The organism is Rhodococcus sp. IEGM 1305, from assembly GCF_030058635.1.
Lineage (GTDB): Bacteria > Actinomycetota > Actinomycetes > Mycobacteriales > Mycobacteriaceae > Rhodococcus_F > Rhodococcus_F opacus_D.
This window is the reverse complement of sequence record NZ_JASHKX010000013.1, coordinates 99,033-120,289: the sequence shown is the minus strand read 5'-3', so window position 1 is coordinate 120,289 and position 21,257 is coordinate 99,033. Positions and strand designations below refer to the sequence as shown.

Here is a 21,257-nt window from a genome sequence, read left to right as displayed (position 1 = left end):
GGAAGGGATGGACGAGCAGGAATCAGTACTTGACTGACCGTACGTACGGTCTATGGTAGGGAGTAGCTGTCCGTGGGTCAAGACCGGCTCGGTTCCGCAGTTCGGCCGACGGCGCAGCGGAACGACACTGATTCCCTCACCGCCAGGACGGACCTGCCATGCACAGCACCATGCAAGATGTCGACCTTCTCGTGTCGGATTTGTTCCTGCACGGGCTTCGCACGCATCCGGAGAGTTCGGTTCTGCACTATCAGGGCGGCGAGGTGCTGCGTCTGTCTTTTCGCGAATTCGGTTCCAAGGTAACTTCTCTCGCGGCAGGTCTGCGCCGCCTCGGCGTGTCCGGGGACGATGTGGTTGCTACGTTGTGCTGGAACAGCCCGGCGCATCTGGCTGCCTATTTCGCGGTTCCGGGAATGGGGGCGGTGTTGCACACACTGAATCTGCGACTGCACGATGATCAGATCGTCTACATCGCCAATCACGCGGCGGACAAGGTGATCCTCGTCGATGCCGATCTGGTACCCCAGTTGCAGCGGATCATCGACCGCCTCCCCACCGTGGAGCACGTGATCATCGCGGGCGAGGCGGACCTGACCGTTCCCGCCGGTGTGCAACTGCACTGCCTCGACGACGTGCTGGATACCGAGACCGACTTCCGGTGGCCGCGCCTGCCTGAACGCAGCGCCGCCGCGCTCTGCTACACCACCGGCACCACCGGCGACCCGAAAGGCGTTGCCTACAGCCACCGGTCGATTTACCTACACAGCCTGCAGATCTCCACCGGCAGCGCCTTCGGATTCTCCGACGCCGACCGGGTCCTGCCGATCGTGCCGATGTTCCACGCCAACGCCTGGGGCTGGCCGCACGCCGCCTGGACAAGCGGGGCCGACATCATCCTCAACGACCGGTACCTCCAGATCAACCACCTGGCCCGCATCATCACCGACCTCGCGCCCACGGCTGCCGCGGCCGTGCCGACACTGTGGACCGGCCTCGACGAATACGCCCGCACGAACGCAGCCGACCTCACCAGCCTGCGGCTCGCCGTGTCCGGTGGCTCACCTCTCTCGGCCGCACTGGTACGGAGCATGGCGACCCACCACGGCGTCGCGTTGACGCAAGGGTGGGGCATGACCGAGACCAGCCCACTGCTCACCTTCTCCCGCCCACCCCGCAACACACCCGACACCGACCTCGCACAGTGGGCGAGCCTGACGGGGCGCATCGTCCCCGGAGTGCAGGCACGCATCGTCAGCGAAACGGGCGACGAGTTGCCATGGGACGGCCGGTCCGTCGGCGAAGTCCAGTTGCGCGGCGCGACGATCGCGGGCACCTATTTTCGCGCCGCAGCACCGGACAAGTTCGACGACGGCTGGTTGCGCACCGGCGACCTCGGGGTCTTGCACGATGGTGGGTGGATCCAGCTCAAGGACCGACTCAAGGACGGCATCAAGAGCGGCGGAGAATGGATCTCCACGGTCGAACTCGAAGATGCCCTGCTCGAGCACGACGCCATCATCGAGGTTGCTGTGATCGGCGTACCTGACCCGAAATGGGAGGAACGCCCCTTCGTCTGTGTCACCCTGGCCCCCGGCGCGACCGCCACCGCACCCGAACTTCTCGCCTTCCTCGACGGCAAGGTCGCACGCTGGTGGCTCCCCGAACGGTGGGCCTTCGTCGACGCCCTCCCCAAGACCAGCGTCGGCAAGCTCGACAAGAAGGACCTGCGCCGCCGCTACGACGCCGACGAGCTGGCGGTCAACGACCTCCGGACCACCCGGACGGGTGACAGCGTGCTTCCCCCGTCTCGGTAGACGCGACGACCGGATTCACATACCTCGACAACGAACCACACCCATGACGACGAAGTAAGGACAAGCAAACGATGAAATTGGGATTTCACCTGGGCTATTGGTCTACCGCGCCCTCAGACGACGAACGAGCGGCATTCTCCCTTGCGGAGAGTCTCGGCTACGACTCGGTCTGGACTGCCGAGACCTACGGATCCGACTGCTTAACCCCCTTGGCGTGGTACGGCGCCTCAACCAGTACCGTGAAGTTGGGCACCAACATCCTGCAAATGTCGGCGCGGACCCCAGCGGCGACCGCCATGGCGGCGATGACACTGGACCACCTGTCTCGAGGCCGCTTCATCCTGGGTCTGGGCGTCTCGGGGCCACAGGTCGTCGAGGGATGGTACGGGCAGCCGTATCCTCGACCACTCGCTCGCACAAGAGAATACGTCGAACTCGTCCGTAAGTTCGTGCGACGAGACGAACCCGTGAGTCACGATGGTTTGTTCTACCAACTCCCGCTGCAAGGTGGCTCCGGCCTTGGAAAGCCACTTCGGTCCATGATCCACCCCATTCGTCCCGAGATCCCGATCTATCTCGGGGCCGAGGGGCCCAAGAACATCGCACTCGCCGCCGAGATCGCCGATGGGTGGCTGCCGATCTTCTACTCGCCCCGAATGGACGACTTCTATCGAGCAGCGCTCGAGGAAGGATTCTCGAAACCCGGGGCCCGCCGATCTCTGAACGATTTCGACATTGCCGCGACGGTCCCCATCGTCATCGACGACGACATCGAGAAGGCAGCCGACGTTGTCCGGCCCAACATCGCTCTCTATGTCGGTGGAATGGGTGCCAAGGAAGCCAACTTTCACAATCAAGTGTTTGTGCGCATGGGTTACGAAGCGGAATGCGCGCACATTCAGCGTCTTTACCTGGAGGGGCGCAAATCTGAAGCAATAGCATCGGTGCCCCTGGCCATGGTCGAGGATGTCGCCCTTGTCGGATCACGAGACAAGATCAAAGAAGACCTCGTTCGATGGGAGAAGACGGCGGTCAAAACGCTGCTGCTTCAAGGCCTCGGTTACTCCTCGATCGAGGCGGTTGCAGAACTACTCGCGTAATGAGACGTGCAGCACGCGATGGAGCAGGGTAGCGCCCCGGTGGTCGAAAAGTGATGACCACATGTCCGACGAACTCCGAATCATAGTGTTGCTCAACTGCTTTACGTGACGGCCGCAGTGGGTGTCGTGACGACGATGGGGGATGGGCTCGCGCCGAGATCTCCTGGGCGTCCCTCATCGCGGATTCGTTGAGGAGGTGCTCGACGCGTCCTCGTAGTTCCGCACGATATCGAAACGCATGGACCTGGTCTAGCGAGCTCGCCAATTGCTATTGACCGTACAGGCGGTCAGCTGTACGTTCTGGTTACCGCACCGAACAGAGGGAGCTTTCCGATGCGCATCGAAGCCGCAGTGCTGCGCCACCACGACGCACCGTTCGAGATAGAGACGGTGGAGTTGGCCGACCCGACCGGTGGCCAACTACGGGTTCGCATCACCGGTGTCGGGTTCTGTCACACCGACGTTCTACCCAGGGACCCGTCGTTCCTGGCTCAGCCGCCGATCGTGGTCGGCCACGAGGGGGCCGGAGTCGTCGAGGAAGTCGGCGCTGGTGTCACCGGCATCGAGGTCGGCGATCATGTTCTGTTGTCTTTCGATTCCTGTGGGCTGTGCGAGAACTGTGTGGATGGGCACCCGGCGTATTGCTTCGCGTTCTTCGCGCGCAATCTGTCAGGCCGTGGCCCCGATGGCCCCGGCCCTCTCACCGACCTGAGCGGCAACGCCATTGCGTCACGGTGGTTCGGTCAGTCCTCCCTGGCCACCCACGCGGTCGTCAGTGCTCGGAACGTCGTAGTTGTCGACAAGGATCTGCCCCTGCACCTGATGGGGCCGCTCGGCTGCGGGATCCAGACCGGCGCCGGGTCCGCGCTGATCGCCCTGAAAGTCGGTACGGGGCACACGTTCGCCGTCTTCGGGGCCGGAGCGGTGGGTCTGTCCGCAGTCATGGCCGCCCGGGTCGCCGGCGCCTCCCGGATCGTCGCGGTCGACCTGCACACGAACCGACTCGACCTCGCCCTCGAACTCGGCGCGACGGACGTGATCGAGGGGGCAGCGGACGACGTGGCCCGCCAGATCCGGAAGTTGACCGGTGGCGGCGTGCACGCCGCCCTCGACACCACCGGGGCCCCGCAGGTCATCGCGTCGGCGATCGACAGTCTCCGGCCCACCGGAACCGTCGGTCTCGTCGGCGCCGCAACCCGCGAACTGGTCCTCGCCCCGGCCGCGCTGGCAGCCGGGAAGAACATCATGGGAATCCTCGAAGGCGACGCCGTCCCGCAGCTGCTGCTGCCCCGCCTGATCGAACTCTGGCGCCAGGACCGGTTCCCGTTCGACCGGCTGATCCGCACCTACCCGTTCTCCGAGATCACCGCCGCCGAGGCGGACGCCGCCAGCGGCGCGACCATCAAACCGGTCCTCCTCCCGCATCCCTGACCGCGCACCACGACGACCGAGGTACCCCACATGAAGTACACCCGCTCGCAGCTGTTCATCGACGGCCGATGGCACACGCCGTCCACCTCCGACCGCATCACGGTCATCTCGCCGACCACCGAGGAACCCGTCGGGTCGGCGCCGGACAGTACCCCCACGGACGTCGACGCCGCGGTCCACGCAGCCCGCCGCGCCTTGCGTGCACCCCAGTGGTCCGCGCTGGAGCCGGCCGAACGTGCCGACGTCCTAAGGCGATTTGCCGATGCGCTCGACCGCCGGGGGAAGGACACAGCCGCCATCGTGACCGACGAGAACGGCATGCCGGCAGCGATAGCTCTGGCGGCGGAGGGTAGCGGCCCGGCAGCAACGCTCCGGTACTATGCCGATCTCACCGAGAAGACACCCGTCGAGACCCCGCGGATCGCCGCAAACGGTAGGTCCACCACGATCGTGCGTCGCGAGCCGATCGGCGTTGTTGCCGCGATCATTCCGTGGAACTTCCCCCAGTCGCTGACCATGTTCAAGCTTGCCCCGGCACTCGCTTCCGGATGCACCGTGGTCCTCAAACCCGCACCCGAAACCGTGCTCGACGCCTTCCAACTCGCCGACGCGGCCGAAGAAGCCGGGCTGCCCGGCGGTGTGCTGAACATCGTGACCGGCGGCCGAGAGATCGGTGCCTACCTGGTTAGCCACCCCGAAGTGAACAAAGTCGCTTTCACCGGGTCGACCGCCGCGGGCAGGGTGATCGGCGGGACCTGCGGTCGACTGCTGCGACCGGTGACCCTGGAACTGGGAGGCAAGAGCGCCGCCATCATCCTCGACGACGCGGACCTGGTGAGTGTCGCCAGGGGACTGTCGTGGGCGAGCCTGCTCAACAACGGCCAGACCTGCCATCTGTCCTCTCGAATCCTCGCCCCCCGATCCCGTTACCGCGAAACAGTCGACGCGGTCGCACACCTCGCGTCGGAGCTCGTGGTCGGGGATCCATCCGACCCCGCCACCCGGGTGGGACCCTTGGTGTCCGAGCGCCAACGGCGCAGCGTCGAGGCCTACATCGACACGGGTAAACGAGAAGGAGCCACCGTCGCCGCCGGAGGCGGCCGGCCGAAACACCTCGACCGGGGATGGTTCGTCGAACCGACCGTGTTCGCCGACCTCGACAACTCGGCAACCGTCGCGCGGGAAGAGATTTTCGGACCGGTCCTGACCGTCCTGCCCTATGACGACCTCGACGACGCCGTCGCAATCGCCAACGACTCCGAGTATGGGCTGGGCGGAACGGTCTGGACCTCCGACCCCGACAAAGGCCTCGACCTGGCCCGTCGGATCGAGACCGGCAGCGTGGGTGTGAACTTCTTCGATCTCGACATCGGCGCCCCGTTCGGCGGAGTCAAAGCCAGTGGGCTCGGCCGTGAACTCGGACCGGAAGGTTTGGACGCCTACGTCTCGCCGAAATCGATCTACACCCGCTGAACAGCACACCGGGTGCAGCGCATCAATTGCACTGTTCCGCAGTACGCGCTGCACCTGCAGCCCGTCCTTACAGGTTGAATGATGATGGACGACTAGGCTTCTCGTGTCACGTATCACGGGGCGCACGCCAGGAGGAGGTAGAGGTGGCAGTGTCAGACGCAGAAGGTTCAGCGCGGTTGCTCCGACCGCGCGATGACGATGCCCTTCGCGCCGAGCTACGCGTCATCGCAGCGGGCTTCGCGACACCCCCGGTGGTATTCGGCGGCCCCGTCTCCGCGGGAACCCTGAAGATCTCCGAGACACTCGGCACCAGAACTGTCGGGCTGCGCGGCCTGCTGATTTCACCGATGTTGGGACTTGGCGGGCGCGCGATCACCTTGCTTCGGCCCCAGTGGGTCGAGGACTACGCGACGGCACAGACCATTACCCACGACTACGACCGACCCGTCATCAACGAAGGACTGCGATCCATCATCGCGGTACCGGTGGTTGTCGGCGGCGCAGCGCGCGCCATCATGTACGCCGCACTTCGTCAGGCCACCCCGAGCGGGGGTCGAATTCTCGACATACTGACCCGAGCCGGTGACCGACTCGCCACCGAAATCAAAATTCGAGACGAAGTCGACCGACGGGTCGAGTTGATCGACACACTTGTCGATGGTGGGCAGGCACCCACAGCAACGGCGCTGACCGAAGGTATCCGCGAGATCCACTCCGACCTGCGGGCACTGATGCGCACCGCCCCGGACTCAGCACTCGCGACAACTCTGCACGGTCTCGCAGACAAACTCGCCGTTCTATCCCGTGGCGGCGACCTTCCCGCCACCGATATCACATTGTCCGGTCGTGAGGTCGACGTCCTCACCTATGTTGCTCTCGGCTGTACCAATGCCGCAGCCGCGCAACGACTGTCGATCAAACCCGAGACAGTGAAGCACTATCTGCGTGAAGCGATGGGCAAGCTGGATGCCCGCTCCCGGGTCGAGGCGGTGTCTCGCGCCCGCCGACTCGGGCTCCTTCCGTAACCCCCGCGCGGCGCAGCTCCCGAAACCCATCCGCGGGTAATCACACTCTCGCCGCCTATTCTTTCGATCAACGTGACAGTGCCCCACTAGTGCGAAACGGTTGAGCGTCATCTCTTCTGGGATGCGTCCCCTGAGGCGATTTGGGTGCGTGATGTGAAGTCGAGTTGGTGAGGATGCGTTCGACGCGGCCGTCGATGGTGCGTGGAGACAGCACCACGGATTCGACAATGGCACGGTTGCTCGATCCTTCTGCCACTAGGTTCGCGATCTCATTTTCTCGCTTCGTACAGGAGTGATCTTGCGGGTGCGCTGGGGCTTTTCGGACCGACCTTCCCCGCCGAGTGCTAGTGCGACGGCCGCATCGAGTGTCATCGTTGCGTTCCGCCGGGCTACGGCCGCGACTTCCTTTTCTCCGAGGGCCTCTGCCGCGGTCTGCGCTGAGTAGATCGAATCCTCCTGAAGGTGCGGGCCGAACGCCTCGACGCCGGTCCCCAGCCACGCCCAGACTGCGGCCGCGGCACTCGAGAGGGCGGGGCGGTATGAAAATCCGCCGCCGAGGTGGCGATCCAGGACAGTAGTTCGATCGTCAGCGCGGTGCAGATGCTGTCCTTGAAATCTCCTCCGGGCCGGAGCGCCTGCAGAGCGGCGTGTTTCGCCGCTGCTGGTTCACCGGTGCCAGTGACGCAGACCTCTTATCTAAGTAGGGGCCACTGCCTGCGAGTGCAGCCATTGATCGACGACGTCCCACGCTGTCTGCCAGCCGGCGTCGAGCATCATGTCGTGGCCGATCCCTTCCAGCTCGCGGATGGTGGCACCGTACCGGCGGGCGGTCGCCCGCGTGGCGCGGATCGGGACGACACGGTCATCGGTGGTCGCAACCGACAGCACCGGGATGGACGGCGACGGCAGCGGCGCCGGGGTGCGTGCCAGGAGCTGGTACTGCACCAGCGCCGATTCCGGGGTCATCCGCACCATTGCTGCTGCTGCTGACGCCGCGTCCAGTCCGGTGAAGAGCATGTCGGGGCCCAGATGGAGGGGAAGGCCTGCGACGAGGCGCAGTCCCTGGATCGGATCGTGTCGTACCACGGATATGGCCGTTCCAATGGCGGGGTGGGCTGAGATGCTCGCGAGCAGGACCGCGGCCGCGGGCTTGATCACGGGCAGGGCGTGCTGGACGATGAGACCGCCGAGCGAATGTCCGATGAGGACGCCCTTCCCGTCCGCGATCGACGTCGCGGCGCGGACCGTGTCAGCGACATAATCGCGCAGCCGCGCCCCGGCGACGCTGCCTTCGCTACCACCGTGGCCTCGGAAGGAGAGCGCGTAGGCCTGGTGACCGGCGGCGGCTGCTGCTTCCAGCCAGTTGTGCCAGCACCATGCGCCGTGTCCGAGGCCATGCACGAAGAGCAGCGGTGAACGGTCGGCGACACCGGTCGCGGGGGCGTGCACGATTTCGAGCGCGGGTTCCATGCCGGTCGCGGGAAGCATCATCGTCTTCATGGGCTGGTCTCTATTCGATCCGGCACTGCGGTGGTGTGTCACACCGCGGGCGTGTGGGAGGCCGGGCGACGTGCGTCGGCCTCGATGTTGTCTGGCTCAGCCGCCGTCGAGTGCGGTCCGGGTGAGCGGGGAGCCGAACTGGCTGAGCTCAGTGTCCGGACATGCCACCGTGCACGGAGCGTGGTGCCGGTGCTGTAGGAGGAGGAGGCGGGGCTGGCAAGGAACACCACGGCGGCGTCGAGTTCATGTTGCATGCGCGAGGCGTCCCGATGGGCTGTGCCGGCTGATGAACGGCAGCAGTACTTTTCGCGGCGTGCTGCAGCTGCGCTCGTACGGCCTCCGAGTTCGCTACACCGCGGTGCTCGTCCTCGACGGCGAGCACTATGGCGCGGATGAATTCTGCGGTCCGGTTGGCGAGTTGAGCCGCGACCGGATCGGGGCTGAGTTCAATGGGCATTGGTTTCTTCCGTTGTGCGGGTCAGTCTCGAATGGAACCCGACGCGGACCACGAGCTGGTGTCGATCGGCGAGAAGTCGGTGTCCTTGTCATCGAGTCGCCTCATGCGCGCTTCTCGGCGGGCTTCAAGGATGTGGTCCTCGAGTGGCGTAGTGAACACGTTCTCGACCAGGGTGTACTCCGCCGCCAACCGTCCGACGGGGTTGAGGGCCGCCGTATCGATGCGCCCGCGGTCGAGGTACAGATCGTCACGGATGTGGAATCGTTCGACGACACCGAAGACGATGTGATCGTCGAGGTCGCCGATGGGAATGATCCGTTCGAGGGTGCACTCGAAGGAGATCGGGGCGCCCGCGACCCGGGGAGGCTTCACCAGTTGGGATGGCGCCTTCTCCAGTCCGACCGCGTCGAATTCATCTACGTTGCTGGGGAATTCCGCCGCGGTGCGATGCATCTGGTGTGCATGCGGCAAGGACACCAGGTTCGTGCAGAACTCGCCGGTGTCGCGAATGTTCACGAAGGTGTCCTTGAGATGGCCATCGGAGCGGGCCTGCATGGACAGCGATACCATCGGTGGCTTGCGGCCGACGGCGGTGAAGAACGAGATGGGTGCCAGATTCGCGACGCCATCGGTGGAAACCGTGCTCACCCAGCCGATCGCGCGGGGCAGGATGCTGCCGATCAAGAGCTTGTAGGCGGCTGTGGGGTCCAAAGTGGACCCGTCGATGATCATCAATAATTCCTATCGTCGGATTCGCTGTACCTAGGGCTGTGACCTGTCCAGGGGTCCGGGCATTTCCCGGCTCACCCTTTTGCTGAGCGTGCCGATCCCCACGCGGCTCCGGGGTTCACCCGGTCCGGATACTTCTCGAGCAAGAGTTGGTAGAGCTCCGGCGTGGTCGAGGCGATTGCGGCCAGTTCCTCGAAATCCCGGATGTATCGTTTCGTCTGCTCGATGATCTCCGGGCCGTCGCCGCGAGCGGGATTCTTGTGGCCGGCCACGACGGAGACGGGTTCCAAGGCGGCTAGGGCGTCCAGCGCGGCAATCCACGCTTTTCGCCCTTCGGCCGGCGACTCGGCGAGGTAGAGATGCACGTCGTTGTATGCGGCGTCGCCGGCCACCACCAATCCGATCGACGGCACGTACAACGCGGTCGTGTCGTCGGTGTCGGTGTGGCCGAGTTCGATGATTTGGATCTCCTCGCCCTCGAGCTCGAAGGTGGTCCCGGCTACGGGCTCGGGCAAGACGAATCGATCCGGGATCTGCCCCGGGAACCGGGACCTCCAGAACGACTCGACGAACTCCGGCGCGCACTGTTGCCGAGCGTGCGCCACGACGGCGGGGGTGGCGATCGCGCGAGCTCGGGGGAAGCGCTCGAGGAGGGTGGACAGTCCGAACCAGTGGTCACCGTGGCCGTGGGTGACGTAGATCGTCGTGAGGTTCTTGCCGCTGGCCGCCACCCAGTCCGCCAGGTGGCGTGCCTGCTCGACGGTCATCAAGGGGTCGACGAGGACGGCGTCGGATTCGCCGCTGATGAGTGTCGAGGTGATCGGTGACCACCACCGGCGGTCGAGGCCGGGGGGAAGATCGGGGATCGCGGTCGGGATGGACGGGGCGACGTGGACGTCGTAGGACAGTGTCGGCATGGTGGAGTCCTCTCAGCGGCCCTGGAACGGCATCGCGGGGCGTGGCGCGCCGGATCGCAACGCGTTGATCGCGGCGGGAATCGCCACGCGGGTGTCGTCGGTTCGGAACAGGGGCAGTGCGATGTCGAACATGGTTTCGTCGGCCGCTGCGACGCCGCCGATCGCCCAGGTGCGCAGCAGCGCCTTGTGCGCCGCGTGTGCCTTCGTCGGTCCCTGCGCGAGCTTGCGTGCGAAAGATGTTGCGGCGTGGTCGAGTTCGTCGTCCGGCACGATTTTGTTGACCACCCCGAAGCGCTCCATCTCCGCGGCCGGAACCTGTTCAGAGGTCATCGCCCACTCCATGGCACGGGATCGCCCTGCGCGCTCCGCGACCCGGTAGACGCCGCCCAGTAGGGTGACGATGGCGATGGATTGTTCCGAATGGCCGAACCGGGCACTCTCGCCCGCGAAGATGACGTCGCTGCGGAGGGCCAACTCGAAGCCGCCGCCGAAGCACAGGCCCTGTACCGCGGTCACGGTCGGCACCGGCAATCGCTCGAACTGGTTGAACGTCCACATGAAGGTCTCGAACCGGGTGCGCATTTCGCGCTCTGTCCACTCGGGCCACGGCTCGATGTCACCTCCGTAGCTGAAGTCGGGACCGTTCGCTCGGAGTAGGACTGCACGGGCGTCGCTGATTTCGATCGTGTGCAGCGCCTGCCGCATTTCGTCGATCATCTCGACACCGATGCGGTTCTGGGATGGGTTGTGCAGGCACATGATCGCGAGGTCGCCGTCGATCGTGCAGCTGAGGTGGGCCACTTCTGTATCCCTTTCTCGAGGGGTGGATGGTGGTTCGGTCACCACTGTCGGTCACCGGCAAGGTCTGTCGCGATGGCGAGAGGTGGCTCGGTCGCGGCGCGGACGTCATCGGCTGTCACCCCGGGGGCCAGTTCGACCAGGCGCAGGCCCTCTTCTTCGACGTCGATCACGGCGAGATCGGTGATGATCCGGTGCACGACGCGGCGACCGGTCAGGGGGAGCGTGCAGCGCCGAACGATCTTGCGTGAGCCATCCTTGGCGACGTGATCCATCAGCACGATGACCTGCCGCGCGCCATGCACCAGATCCATGGCCCCGCCCATTCCCTCGACCATCTTCCCGGGAACGATCCAGTTGGCGAGGTCACCCGACTCGGAGACCTGCATGCCGCCGAGGATGGCGGCGTCGATCTTCCCGCTGCGGATCATCCCGAAGCTCGTGGCGGAATCGCAGAAGGAGGCGCCAGGTCGCAGGGTGACGGTCTCCTTACTGGCATTGACCAAGTCGGGGTCAGCCTCCCCAGGCTCGGGGTAGTCACCGGTGCCGAGTACTCCGTTTTCCGATTGGAGTGCCACCTCGATATCCGCCGGGATATGCGCGGGAACACGGGCCGGTGCCCCGATGCCCAGATTGACGTAGTCGCCGTCCGAGAGTTCCCGTGCTGCCCGGGCCGCCATCTGATCTCGCGTCCAGCTCATTCGGGGGCCTTCCGTGTGACAAGTTTCTCGATGCGCTTGTCCGCTGCTTCCTCGGCGGACAAAGGCACGACGCGCTGGACGAAGGCGCCGGGGAGATGGACGTCGTCCGGGTCGATTTCGCCCGGCTCGCACAATTGCTCCACTTCGGCGATCGTGACCTGGCCCGCCATGGCGCACAGCGGGTTGAAGTTGCGGGCCGATGCCCGAAAGACCAGATTGCCGTGCCGATCTCCGCGCCAGGCGCGGACGAGCCCGAAGTCGCTGCGTATGCCGGTTTCGAGGACGAATTCGCCCTCGAAACCGTGCTCATCCGAGCCGAAATTCCTCGTTTCCTTGGCGGGGGAGGCAATCGCTACGCCGCCCGCCGAGTCATATCGCCACGCGAGCCCACCCTCGGCGACCGAGGTGCCGACACCGGTTCGGGTGTAGAACGCGGCGATGCCGGAACCCCCGGCACGCAACCGCTCGGCGAGAGTGCCCTGCGGCGTCAGCTCGACTTCGAGCTCGCCGGCGAGGTACTGGCGCGCGAACTCCTTGTTCTCCCCGACGTAGGACGAGGTCATCCGGCGGATGCGGTGTTCGCGCAGGAGAAGGCCGAGACCCCAGTCGTCCACGCCGCAGTTGTTGGAGACCACCTCGAGGTCGGTCACCCCTCGCCGCAACAGCGCCGCGATCAACACGCTCGGAATGCCGCACAGTCCGAAGCCGCCTACCGCGAGGGACGCTCCATCGCCGACATCGCGAACGGCCTCCTCGGCCGATTCGACAACTTTGTCCACAGCAGTTCAATCCTTCTTGTTTGGGCGGGGCACGACGGGAAGCACGATTCGGGAGGGGTGCCGGCTGTCGTGCAGGACGGTTTGCTCGGCGATGCGCAAGGTGGTGTCGGTGCCGATCGGGGCGCCGGTACCGGCATTGCGGTCCCACCGGGGGAAGTCGCTGGAGGTGATGTGGAGCCGGATGCGATGGCCGGCATGGAATACGTGGCTGATGTTCCAGAGCTGGATCGTGAACTCGTAGGGTGTGCCGGGCTCCAATGGCGTTGGATTGATGAAGGATTCGCGGAATTGGCCGCGCGCGATGCCTTCGGCGAGATTCTGGGCATAGCCGTCGGGACGGACATCGGAGAGCACCGCGACGAAGTCTGCGTCCTGGGCGGTCGTCATCGCGTGCAGGCAGACGGTGATGGGACCCGTGATTTCGAGCTCCTCGGTCAGTTCCGCTCCGGTGTAGACCAGCACGTCGGCGCGGGACTGGTTCTTCCGCTGGTCGGCCACTCCGCCACCGACGAACCGGCCGCCCGCCGTCGGAACGGGGTCGTCTGGGTCGTACCGGTAGCGATCCGCGGGCTCGTCCGCGGGTAGGTCGGTGGACACGATCCCATCGCCGTTCAGCGTGTTCGCCGAGCCGTCGCTGTGGAGGTAGTACGGCGTGTACGCGGTGCGCGCGAGCGGCCACTCCTGTTCGTCGCGCCATCGGTTCTCGCCCATGACGAAGATCCGGACGGGCGGGCTCGGCAGTTCGGTGGTGTCGTCCTTGAGGTAGCGGTCGAACCAACGGCGCTCGATGTCGACGAGGGAGATGGCGGCTTCGGGCCCGAAGTCGATGTCACCGGTGCCCCCGGAGGTCGGCTGGTTGAACGGCAGCTGGTGCGCCCACGGGCCCATGATCAGTGCATGACCGTTCCGCGCGTCCAGCGCGGACTCACGTAGGCCGGTGAAGAATTTCGGCGTGTCCCGGTTGGCGATGTCGTACCAGGAACCGACGTGCAGCATCGGCACGTCGATGTTGAACAACTGCCGGCTGAGGTCCGTCGCCCACCAGTACGGGCCGTCGGCCGGGTGCGCGAGGATATCGTTCAGGAACGGCGCACCCCGGCCGAGGCGGTCCGCCCAATCGCTCAGCGGCAGGTGTCGCAGCGTGTCCTCGGTCAGCGCGGAGAACCGCACTGCCGGATCGACCTTCAGCTTCGTCAGCTCGTCGATCGCCTCGTCGTCACCCCCAGCGGCGAGCACGGCCTCCGCCATGTTCACGAAATAGCTGAGCATCCAGCCGAGTTCGAGCGCGCCGCCGTTGTACCAGTAGTTCTCGAACGCGAGTTGATACGCCGAGACCGGGATGCAGGTCCGTAGGTGTGGTGGTCGCTGGGTAGCCGCGAGGTATTGGCTGATCGCGCCGTAGGACTGGCCGAAGGTCCCGGCAGCCCCCGTCGTACCGGGCAGGGCTGCGGCCCATTCGATCGTGTCGTAGCCGTCCTGTGCCTCGTAGATGAACGGGTACCAGGCACCTTCGGAGGCGAAGCGCCCACGGGTGTCCTGGACAACCACCACATAACCGTGTGATGCGAAGTAGTGGGCCTCGCTGAAGTCTGCGGCGAGGTCGTTCACGCGTTTCCCGTAGGGCGTGCGGCGCACCAGCACTGGATATCGGCCCGGCTTCTCGGGACGGTACACGTCGGCCCGAAGCACGACTCCGTCCCTGGTGGTCATCGCCAGGTCGTCCTCGCGTTCGACCCCGAACGGGCCTCGCTGTTGTTCCAATGAGGAGCCGTACACCACGATGTACCGTCCAATCGTTCGGTTGACCTCCGCCGCGGCATCAACGCTCGCGGAGGGGGCTGTGACATAAGCATCAGGAAGATGCACCTGACACCCATGACATAACCATAATCCGTACACCCTTGTCTAGTAGGTGGGCATCGATTCGTTTCCGGGTATCCGTAGACAGAACCGTAGTGACAACGGTTACAGCGAAGGAGGGCGTGAATCCGGGTAGGGTAGCGACTATGACATGGCCAGCAACAGAGCGTTACGAGCTGATGGGCGCTCCCGGCGGTCTCGGTTTCGTCCAAGACCTGCTCAACACGAGGCCGATCGGCCGCCCACGGCAGGCCGACCTGCTGGGTGATCTCGACAGCGCTCAGAGGTGGCTGGACGCAGCCCTGGAGTCATGGTCCGCGATGAACGACGCCGCGCAAGATCGGATCGTCATCCGGGAACGCGATCTCGAACCCCTGCGTGACCTGCGAGCCGACCTTCATGCCCTCCTCGCCACGCGCGCCGATCCGAGCCTCGCCGCGGCGCGGATGCACTCGGCCACGATGGGCGCCCGGGTGGATCCGGACGGCACGGTGAAATTGGAGCCGCGTGCAGAAGGGTGGCGGCGGGTTGCCGCGATCGTCCTGATCGAGGCGTTCGTTGCCCAGCAACAGGACATCTGGCGCAGGTTCAAAATCTGCCGCAACGAGCGGTGCGGTGGGGCGTTCTACGACCGTTCGCGCAACACCAGTGCCGTGTGGCATGACGCGCGCTTGTGCGGCAACGCGGTCAATTTGCGTGCCTCCCGCGCGCGCAGGCGCAAGCCCGAGTCGGTGCCGGCGCGCGGCGAGGACTGAACCGAGCTCGTCGCGCGCCGGTGGTAGAGCCGGTCAGTCGCCGTGGAAGTAGCTCGAATCGACCGTGCCGTCGAGTCGCTGACGTAGCTCACCGGAGAACTTCTGCAGGGCGCCGAGCGGCCGATGGTGAATCGCCGCGCGCGCGATCTTGCCGTCCTCGTTCTTGCTCAGAACCGTGATTCCGAACAGCTTCAGCCCGCCGAACGCAGTCGCTTCCCATTCGAGGTAGGTGCGCGAGCCGTGGCTGGCTTCGTGGGTGAACGTCAATGACTCGTAGATCCCGCTGGCTGTTGCCAGAATGACCTTCACCAGGTCGCGGCCCTCCGCCGGCCGTTGCAATGCGCTAGCCTCGAGCACGACGTCTTCGGTGAACTTCTCGGCGAAGCTGGACTCGGTCTTGTCCGCGAAGGCTTGCGTCCATCCCTGCTCCCGGGCTTCGGCCAGGAACTCGGCGGCGGTTCGTTCGAGGAATTCACTGGTCTGAGCGGCGACCGCGGAGGCTTGTTCCATGTGCGGCCAGTGCCCGGCGCCCTCGACCACGGCCGTGGTGGCCTGCGGCAACCGCGACGTCACGCCCGCCGATACGACGTCGGCGGTGACGAACGGGTCCGCGGCACCCGTCAGAACGAGCCCCGCGCCCGCGTAGCGAGACGGGCTGACACCGTCCGGGTGCCCACCGTTCCAGCAATCTGCCAACGCCGCAACGACATCGGGCCGTAGTTGCGCGCCGGCGGTGACAATCCGTTCGAGTTCCGGGCCAGGCATCCCGGCGGAGAGCTGCTTGCGCAAGGCGCATTGCCCCTCCTTGTCCCCGCCGAGCCCGCGGAACGACTCGATGGCCTCGGCGGGCATGCCGACTCCCGCCAGCGGCACCGGAGCCAGCAGGAGGAGACCCATGGCGCGGTTCGGGCGGGCGGCGGCGACCAGCTCTGCGATGGCCGATCCCATGCTGTGCCCGATCATGACGAAGGGCTTGCCGATGTGGTCCACGACCGCTCCGACGTCGGCCGCGAAGTGGTCGTAGTCGAACGGCCCCTCGGCATCGGCCCGTGCGCCGCTGCCGGCGAGATCGATTTGGACGAACTCGAATTGCGGTGCGTCCAGTTGCGAGACGACGTTATCCCAGACGTGCCGGTCGTCGAGGAAGCCGTGGACGAAGACCGCCATGAACTGACCGTCACCGCGCCTGGTAACCGCAGTGTCGATGACTTGCACAACCGCCGCGTCGGCCATGAAAACTCCCTATGGATATGTCTTGATGCGGCGGGTGGGACCGTTTCCGAGCACACGCCATCGTGCATCTGGATCGATTGACAACATAACCGTAATAGGTTTGGCTATGTACCACAAGGGGTGCTGGCCGTGCCGCTCCCTGCCGAGGAGACGGTGAAGGCGCCGATCAAGCAACATATATGTAAGATTAATGCATATGTCGATGCGAAGTGGCGAGTCGAGCTCGCGTACCTCATGACAGTCAAACAGACCGCCGTCCGAAGAGGAGAACAACGATGAGCCACCAGCCGCCCAGCGATGCCGAGGGCCTGAACTACGCCGTCCTCGTCAACCGCCGCCCCTCCCTGACTCGTGACCTCCCATACGGGCCGGCCGACCTCCAGTGGGTGACGAACACGTCAACCCTCGTCTATGGGCCCCGCGACGCGATCTTGATCGACACCTTCACGACGGCGGCGCAGAACGAGGAACTGGTCGAGTGGGTCGCCTCCTTCGATCGCAATCTGACTCAGATCTATTCCACCCACGGACATGGGGACCACTTCTTCGGCATCGGACAACTGCTCAACCGGTTCGAGGGCGCCACTGCCGTCGCAACCGCCGGCACCGTCGCACAAGCCGAGAAGCATGCCTCGCCTGAGATGGTGGACGCGTTCTGGAACAGGCTGTTCCCCGGTGAGATCCCGTCACCACTGCACGTGCCCGACGTCATCGAGTCGGCGGCGCTGGAGCTCGACGGTCATGAGCTCCAGATCCTCCCAACGGGCTTCACGGACACCGAGGGCACGACGGTCGTGTGGGTGCCTGACCTGAGCTTGATCGTCGGCGGCGACGTCGTCTACAACCACACGCATCCCTACCTCGCCGAGACCACTCCGCAATCGCGGGACAACTGGCGATCCGCCCTCGAGCGACTGTCACAGCTCGATGCCCGAGTTGCGGTGGCAGGACATAAGCACAGCGACTATCCCGACGACCCGTCTGACATTGTCGAGACGTTGTCCTACCTTGAAGACTTCGACGCGCTGCGCGAGGCGACGACAACTCCCGAGGAGCTCTACGCCGCGCTCCTCGACAAGCACCCGAACCGCGCCAATCCCGGATCCGCCTGGGCCGCAGCGAAGGCGGCTCACTGCGCTTGATGCCGGAGTCATGCCTGCACCAGGTCTGGCTCCGTCTTCGCCCGCACCTCGTCGGAAGGACGCCGGGTGCGAGATCGACCAGCGTGAGGTCCGTCGCAGTGATGTCGATGACGGCGAGGTTCGTGATGATCCGCTCGACCACCCGCCGGCCGGTTAGCGGCAAAGAGCACTCGTTGACGATCTTCAACGCCCCGTCCTTCGCGACGTGCTCCATGAGCACGATGACGCGCTTGGCCCCGTGGACAAGGTCCATGGCACCACCCATTCCCTTGACCATCTTGCCGGGGATCATTCAGTTGGCGATGTCCCCGACCAGGGACACCTGCATCGCGCCAAGGATGGCAGCGTCGATCTTGCCGCCGCGGAACCATCCCGAAGGATGTGGCGGAGTCGAAGAAGGACGCACCACGACGCACGGTCACGGATAGGGTCCGACGCCCAGGATCCACCCGACGGAGTGCCCACCTCGATCCGGTGGCCGTCGCCGGCGATGCCGCCGCCACCGGGTATCCGAGTTCGCGACAGACGTGGGCCCGGGCCCGTTGTGCGGCGACCGGTGCACAGCACCGCCAGGGGCGGTGGTGATCGCGGACACGACCGAGTTGAGCCGGATGGTGGCCTTCGCATTGCGGTGGTGCGCCCACGGCGGCGGCCCGGCCGAGGCCATCAGGGCCGATTTCGGGATGGACACCGCGGCGTTCTTCCGGACACCGGGTACCTCCGACGTTGCTGCGCCGGCACCGCTGCGGCCGGTGCTGATCGAGCGGGTGACCACGGTCGCTCGTCGACGGCTCTGGCTGGGCACCTGATCACCCAACAGCTGCACGGTGGTTCATGTTGGTGGCCAATCGAGTTCAGTACGATGGGCATGTACGCCTTGCGGAATCCTCACCTGCGATGAGGGGTACCGACGCGCCGCGCCGGTAGTAGGTGTGGTTGAGGTTGTTGCCCCGCCCGTGGCCCCCTACGACTTTGTGGTGAGACCAAAGCCGGAGGACTGACGGAAGATCTCCGGCGTGCAGGATTCGAAGACTCGGTGTTCACCTCCTTTGTCCATGCGGCCGGGAATTTCCGAGACCGGTCACCCTCGTGCACGGTGAGATGAATATGCAGACACGGGACTCTCGGATTTCCGATGTTGGCAAAACTTGTGTAGACATGAGACCCACATTCTCGAACCACGCTTCGCGCAAGGCTATTCCGTGTTCGACCGGCCCGATTTCGGGGAGGTAATGTCGACTCGACTGCGCGGTCGCCCGCCGACCGAGCACCTCCGTAGACCGAGCCTCACCTCACGGCCGAGGATGGCGGTCGGGGCAGGGGGACCTGGCCGGTGATCGTGCTGATCAGGGCGGTGGCCCGGCTGCCCCCAGGTGAGCCGGGCCACCGCGGCCTGATAACTCGGTCCGATGCCACCGTCGAAGGCGGCGCTCAGCCACTACCTCGAACGCGACGGGTGAATCGATTCCTACAAACCCATCAGAATCCACGCCTTTCCTGGTGTTGAATCCACGGGATCGTCGATCCTTGCGTGCGATGCCTATCGCGCTCGGGGACGAGGAGCGTTTCGCGAAAGCGAATTTCTCGCACTATGAAATTGCCAACCGCCCATGATGTTGCTGGGCAATCGATTTAGGAAATGGGGGTGACGTCAAAGTCGGCGCATGTGCTTCTCGTGTGTATTTGCGTGATCCACGACGTGAGAGGGTCGGGGTCGCGCGCGGCCGAGGTCGGGGTGGGCGAGCACTCGACCTCGGTCCGCTCGCGGCGGGGCGCCCCGCCGGCCGAAGGGGTTCGGCGGCCGGAGCGGGGCTGGCTGCCCGGTCCGTCTTCGCGGCGCGGGCAGCGTGTTCACTGGGTACCCACAGACAACTGCGTTACGTGGGTATTCCGAGGGCTGGCAGACCCCGCGGTCATTCGGTGCGGTCCTGTCTGATCGTGACGCATGACGAAACGAACTGCTCGCCGACTATGACGGCGAGTTCGCCTGCGCGAAGCCCTCCCGGAACTCGAGGGCTTCGCGCAGATTGAGTGTCGCCGGCCCGGGGTAGTCGGCGGGAACGAAGGCACTTCGCTGCGGCCGTCCGGGGACGACGCCGCCGCGGCTAGGAGGAGTCGGAGGACGAGACCGCCGAGGACGAGGACGAACCCGAGCCGGAGGACGAGGACGAACCCGAGTGCGGGTGAGATCGGGAGTCACCTCGTGGAACGTCACGGTGTCGCGCTCGGCGCAGTTCCTCGGACATTCGTGCGCGGCGGCGCTGGCGGCGGTAGGCGCTCAGCTGGTCGGTGATGGAATCTGCGGACATAGACGTGTGGTTTCGGGTGGGTGTGTTGCGTTCGGGATTTTCCGAACGGCTGTTCAATTCCGGTTGTTTGGACATTATCGTTTCTTTTATCCTCACAGGACGGGCTGCTTCGTGATGATGATCGTGAGGCGCAGATTTGAGCTGAGCGTCCTAGTCGATCGTCTGCCAACGCTTGTTTCCGGCGGTGTGTCGCATTGGGGTTGTCGGCAGCGAGAATTGATGCTCGCTCTGCTTAATCGGGGATTGCTGGCCCTGAACGTCCCCGATACCGAACCGGGGGTCCGCGCGGTCGGGATCGCCCTCCACAACGAGCGGGGCGAGGCGGTCGGGGCGCTCTCGATCGCGGCACCGGTCACCCGGATGCCCGGCTCCGCGGTCGAAAGTCTGGGAGCGGACTTGATCGCCACCGCCCGGCGCGCAGCGCCCGACCTTGCCGGCTACCGGGAACGCTAGGCTCGGGCGGCGCACCCCGGTTTGATGCGATGTGCACCGGGCAGTGAGAACCAGAACAGTGCGCCACAGTTCTCACGGCACGGTGGGTACCGACGCGACGATCCGCCCCGTTCCCACCGTGCCTACCGTCGTCGCGATAGCTTCCGCGTCGCCACCGAGTCCGGGTGACCGACATGCGTGGGGCCGCGGCACCCGCACTCGCATGGCATGGGCGCCACCCCGACATGCTGATCAGATGTTCGAGCGATCCGGGATAGGACCTCGACATCGCTAATTCACCCCGCCGGTTCCGCGTCAGTCCGTGAGCCGACGACGACGACTGTCGCGCCGGATCGAACACCGACAGCGTCGTCGATGACGCGCAACCACGCAGTGGTCACCCGCCGGGATCTCGTCGACGAATCGACCGGTGCGCCCATCACAACACCGTGGCCCCCACGTCGATCAGGTGCTCGAACCACCACTCATGAGGATCTCCGCACCGATGAGTAAGAAGACCGTTCTCCGGCAAAGAATCCCGCCACCTCAGCGCCGTCGCAAGCCTGCCCATCGGTACGGTGTCGAGCAGACGCTTCTGGTAGGAATCGTCGTCAGCGCTGTCGGCGAGGACTACCGCGCCAACGATCGGTCCAGGGACCGGGGAATCGACGGTGACCTTACGATGGCCGATCTCCTGGGCGAGTACCCGAACGAGGTACTTCGTGCGGACTTGCCGGTCCCCCTCCAGCCCGGCCCGGGCCGGGGCTGGAGGCCGCACTCGACGAGGGTATCGAGGATCCGC

The 21,257-nt window shown here is 65.3% G+C and carries 17 protein-coding genes and 1 pseudogene; 9 read left to right on the top strand and 9 right to left on the bottom strand.

The annotated features are described in order from the left end of the window. Positions 1-158: 158 nt before the first annotated feature. The 5 genes from QM693_RS19885 to QM693_RS19865 all read left to right on the top strand — a co-directional run bounded on the left by QM693_RS19885 (position 159) and on the right by QM693_RS19865 (position 6,843). Positions 159-1,814: a fatty acid--CoA ligase gene (locus QM693_RS19885; RefSeq protein WP_283353218.1), complete on the top strand. Its 1,656-nt coding sequence runs from the start codon at positions 159-161 to the stop codon at positions 1,812-1,814. A gap of 71 nt (positions 1,815-1,885) precedes the next feature. Beyond that, positions 1,886-2,914 carry an LLM class F420-dependent oxidoreductase gene (locus tag QM693_RS19880; protein ID WP_164065596.1) on the top strand — a complete coding sequence of 343 codons (1,029 nt, stop codon included), beginning with the start codon at positions 1,886-1,888 and terminating at the stop codon, positions 2,912-2,914. Positions 2,915-3,247: 333 nt separating this feature from the next. Continuing rightward, positions 3,248-4,345, top strand: a complete 1,098-nt coding sequence (locus tag QM693_RS19875) for an NAD(P)-dependent alcohol dehydrogenase (protein WP_283334094.1) — start codon at positions 3,248-3,250, stop codon at positions 4,343-4,345. Between the two features lie 30 nt (positions 4,346-4,375). Then, positions 4,376-5,818 carry an aldehyde dehydrogenase gene (locus QM693_RS19870; protein ID WP_283334096.1) on the top strand — a complete coding sequence of 481 codons (1,443 nt, stop codon included), beginning with the start codon at positions 4,376-4,378 and terminating at the stop codon, positions 5,816-5,818. 143 nt (positions 5,819-5,961) lie between these two features. Next, on the top strand, positions 5,962-6,843 hold the full coding sequence (locus tag QM693_RS19865; RefSeq protein WP_283334098.1) for a helix-turn-helix domain-containing protein: 882 nt from the start codon (positions 5,962-5,964) through the stop codon (positions 6,841-6,843). Between the two features lie 696 nt (positions 6,844-7,539). On the opposite strand, the gene QM693_RS19860 is transcribed toward QM693_RS19865, so the two are convergent. The 7 genes from QM693_RS19860 to QM693_RS19830 all read right to left on the bottom strand — a co-directional run bounded on the left by QM693_RS19860 (position 7,540) and on the right by QM693_RS19830 (position 14,434). Continuing rightward, positions 7,540-8,343 (bottom strand): alpha/beta hydrolase, encoded by an 804-nt coding sequence (locus QM693_RS19860; protein WP_283334100.1) that lies wholly within the window; start codon positions 8,341-8,343, stop codon positions 7,540-7,542. A 478-nt stretch (positions 8,344-8,821) separates the two neighbouring features. After that, on the bottom strand, positions 8,822-9,532 hold the full coding sequence (locus QM693_RS19855) for a flavin reductase family protein (RefSeq protein ID WP_164066070.1): 711 nt from the start codon (positions 9,530-9,532) through the stop codon (positions 8,822-8,824). A gap of 71 nt (positions 9,533-9,603) precedes the next feature. Then, positions 9,604-10,446 carry an MBL fold metallo-hydrolase gene (locus QM693_RS19850; protein ID WP_280784191.1) on the bottom strand — a complete coding sequence of 281 codons (843 nt, stop codon included), beginning with the start codon at positions 10,444-10,446 and terminating at the stop codon, positions 9,604-9,606. 12 nt (positions 10,447-10,458) lie between these two features. After that, on the bottom strand, positions 10,459-11,247 hold the full coding sequence (locus tag QM693_RS19845; RefSeq protein WP_283334105.1) for an enoyl-CoA hydratase/isomerase family protein: 789 nt from the start codon (positions 11,245-11,247) through the stop codon (positions 10,459-10,461). A gap of 38 nt (positions 11,248-11,285) precedes the next feature. After that, the gene (locus QM693_RS19840; RefSeq protein ID WP_283334107.1) at positions 11,286-11,945 is read right to left on the bottom strand and encodes a CoA transferase subunit B; all 660 of its coding nucleotides are present in this window, start codon (positions 11,943-11,945) and stop codon (positions 11,286-11,288) included. Next, a complete protein-coding gene (locus tag QM693_RS19835; RefSeq protein ID WP_141475457.1) occupies positions 11,942-12,724 on the bottom strand; it encodes a CoA transferase subunit A in 783 nt (260 codons plus the stop codon). Before QM693_RS19835 ends, QM693_RS19840 begins: the two co-directional genes overlap by 4 nt. A 6-nt stretch (positions 12,725-12,730) precedes the next feature. Beyond that, positions 12,731-14,434, bottom strand: coding sequence for a CocE/NonD family hydrolase (locus QM693_RS19830; RefSeq protein ID WP_283353217.1), 1,704 nt, complete (start codon positions 14,432-14,434; stop codon positions 12,731-12,733). Between the two features lie 296 nt (positions 14,435-14,730). Here QM693_RS19830 and QM693_RS19825 point away from each other — a divergent pair, with 296 nt between their 5' ends. Beyond that, positions 14,731-15,339: a CGNR zinc finger domain-containing protein gene (locus QM693_RS19825; protein ID WP_280784196.1), complete on the top strand. Its 609-nt coding sequence runs from the start codon at positions 14,731-14,733 to the stop codon at positions 15,337-15,339. A gap of 33 nt (positions 15,340-15,372) precedes the next feature. On the opposite strand, the gene QM693_RS19820 is transcribed toward QM693_RS19825, so the two are convergent. Continuing rightward, complete coding sequence (locus tag QM693_RS19820; RefSeq protein ID WP_283353216.1) at positions 15,373-16,506, bottom strand: alpha/beta fold hydrolase; 1,134 nt, start codon at positions 16,504-16,506, stop codon at positions 15,373-15,375. Between the two features lie 341 nt (positions 16,507-16,847). Between QM693_RS19820 and QM693_RS19815 the strand changes: the two genes are divergently transcribed. Further along, positions 16,848-17,714 (top strand): MBL fold metallo-hydrolase, encoded by an 867-nt coding sequence (locus QM693_RS19815; RefSeq protein WP_283353215.1) that lies wholly within the window; start codon positions 16,848-16,850, stop codon positions 17,712-17,714. An 8-nt stretch (positions 17,715-17,722) separates the two neighbouring features. On the opposite strand, the pseudogene QM693_RS19810 reads toward QM693_RS19815, so the two are convergent. Continuing rightward, positions 17,723-18,163: pseudogene (locus QM693_RS19810) on the bottom strand (CoA-transferase); the annotation flags it as partial. 132 nt (positions 18,164-18,295) lie between these two features. Here QM693_RS19810 and QM693_RS19805 point away from each other — a divergent pair. Further along, positions 18,296-18,523 carry a hypothetical protein gene (locus tag QM693_RS19805; RefSeq protein WP_280784199.1) on the top strand — a complete coding sequence of 76 codons (228 nt, stop codon included), beginning with the start codon at positions 18,296-18,298 and terminating at the stop codon, positions 18,521-18,523. Between the two features lie 1,719 nt (positions 18,524-20,242). After that, positions 20,243-20,476 (top strand): IclR family transcriptional regulator domain-containing protein, encoded by a 234-nt coding sequence (locus QM693_RS19800; protein WP_283334119.1) that lies wholly within the window; start codon positions 20,243-20,245, stop codon positions 20,474-20,476. Positions 20,477-21,257: the final 781 nt, after the last annotated feature.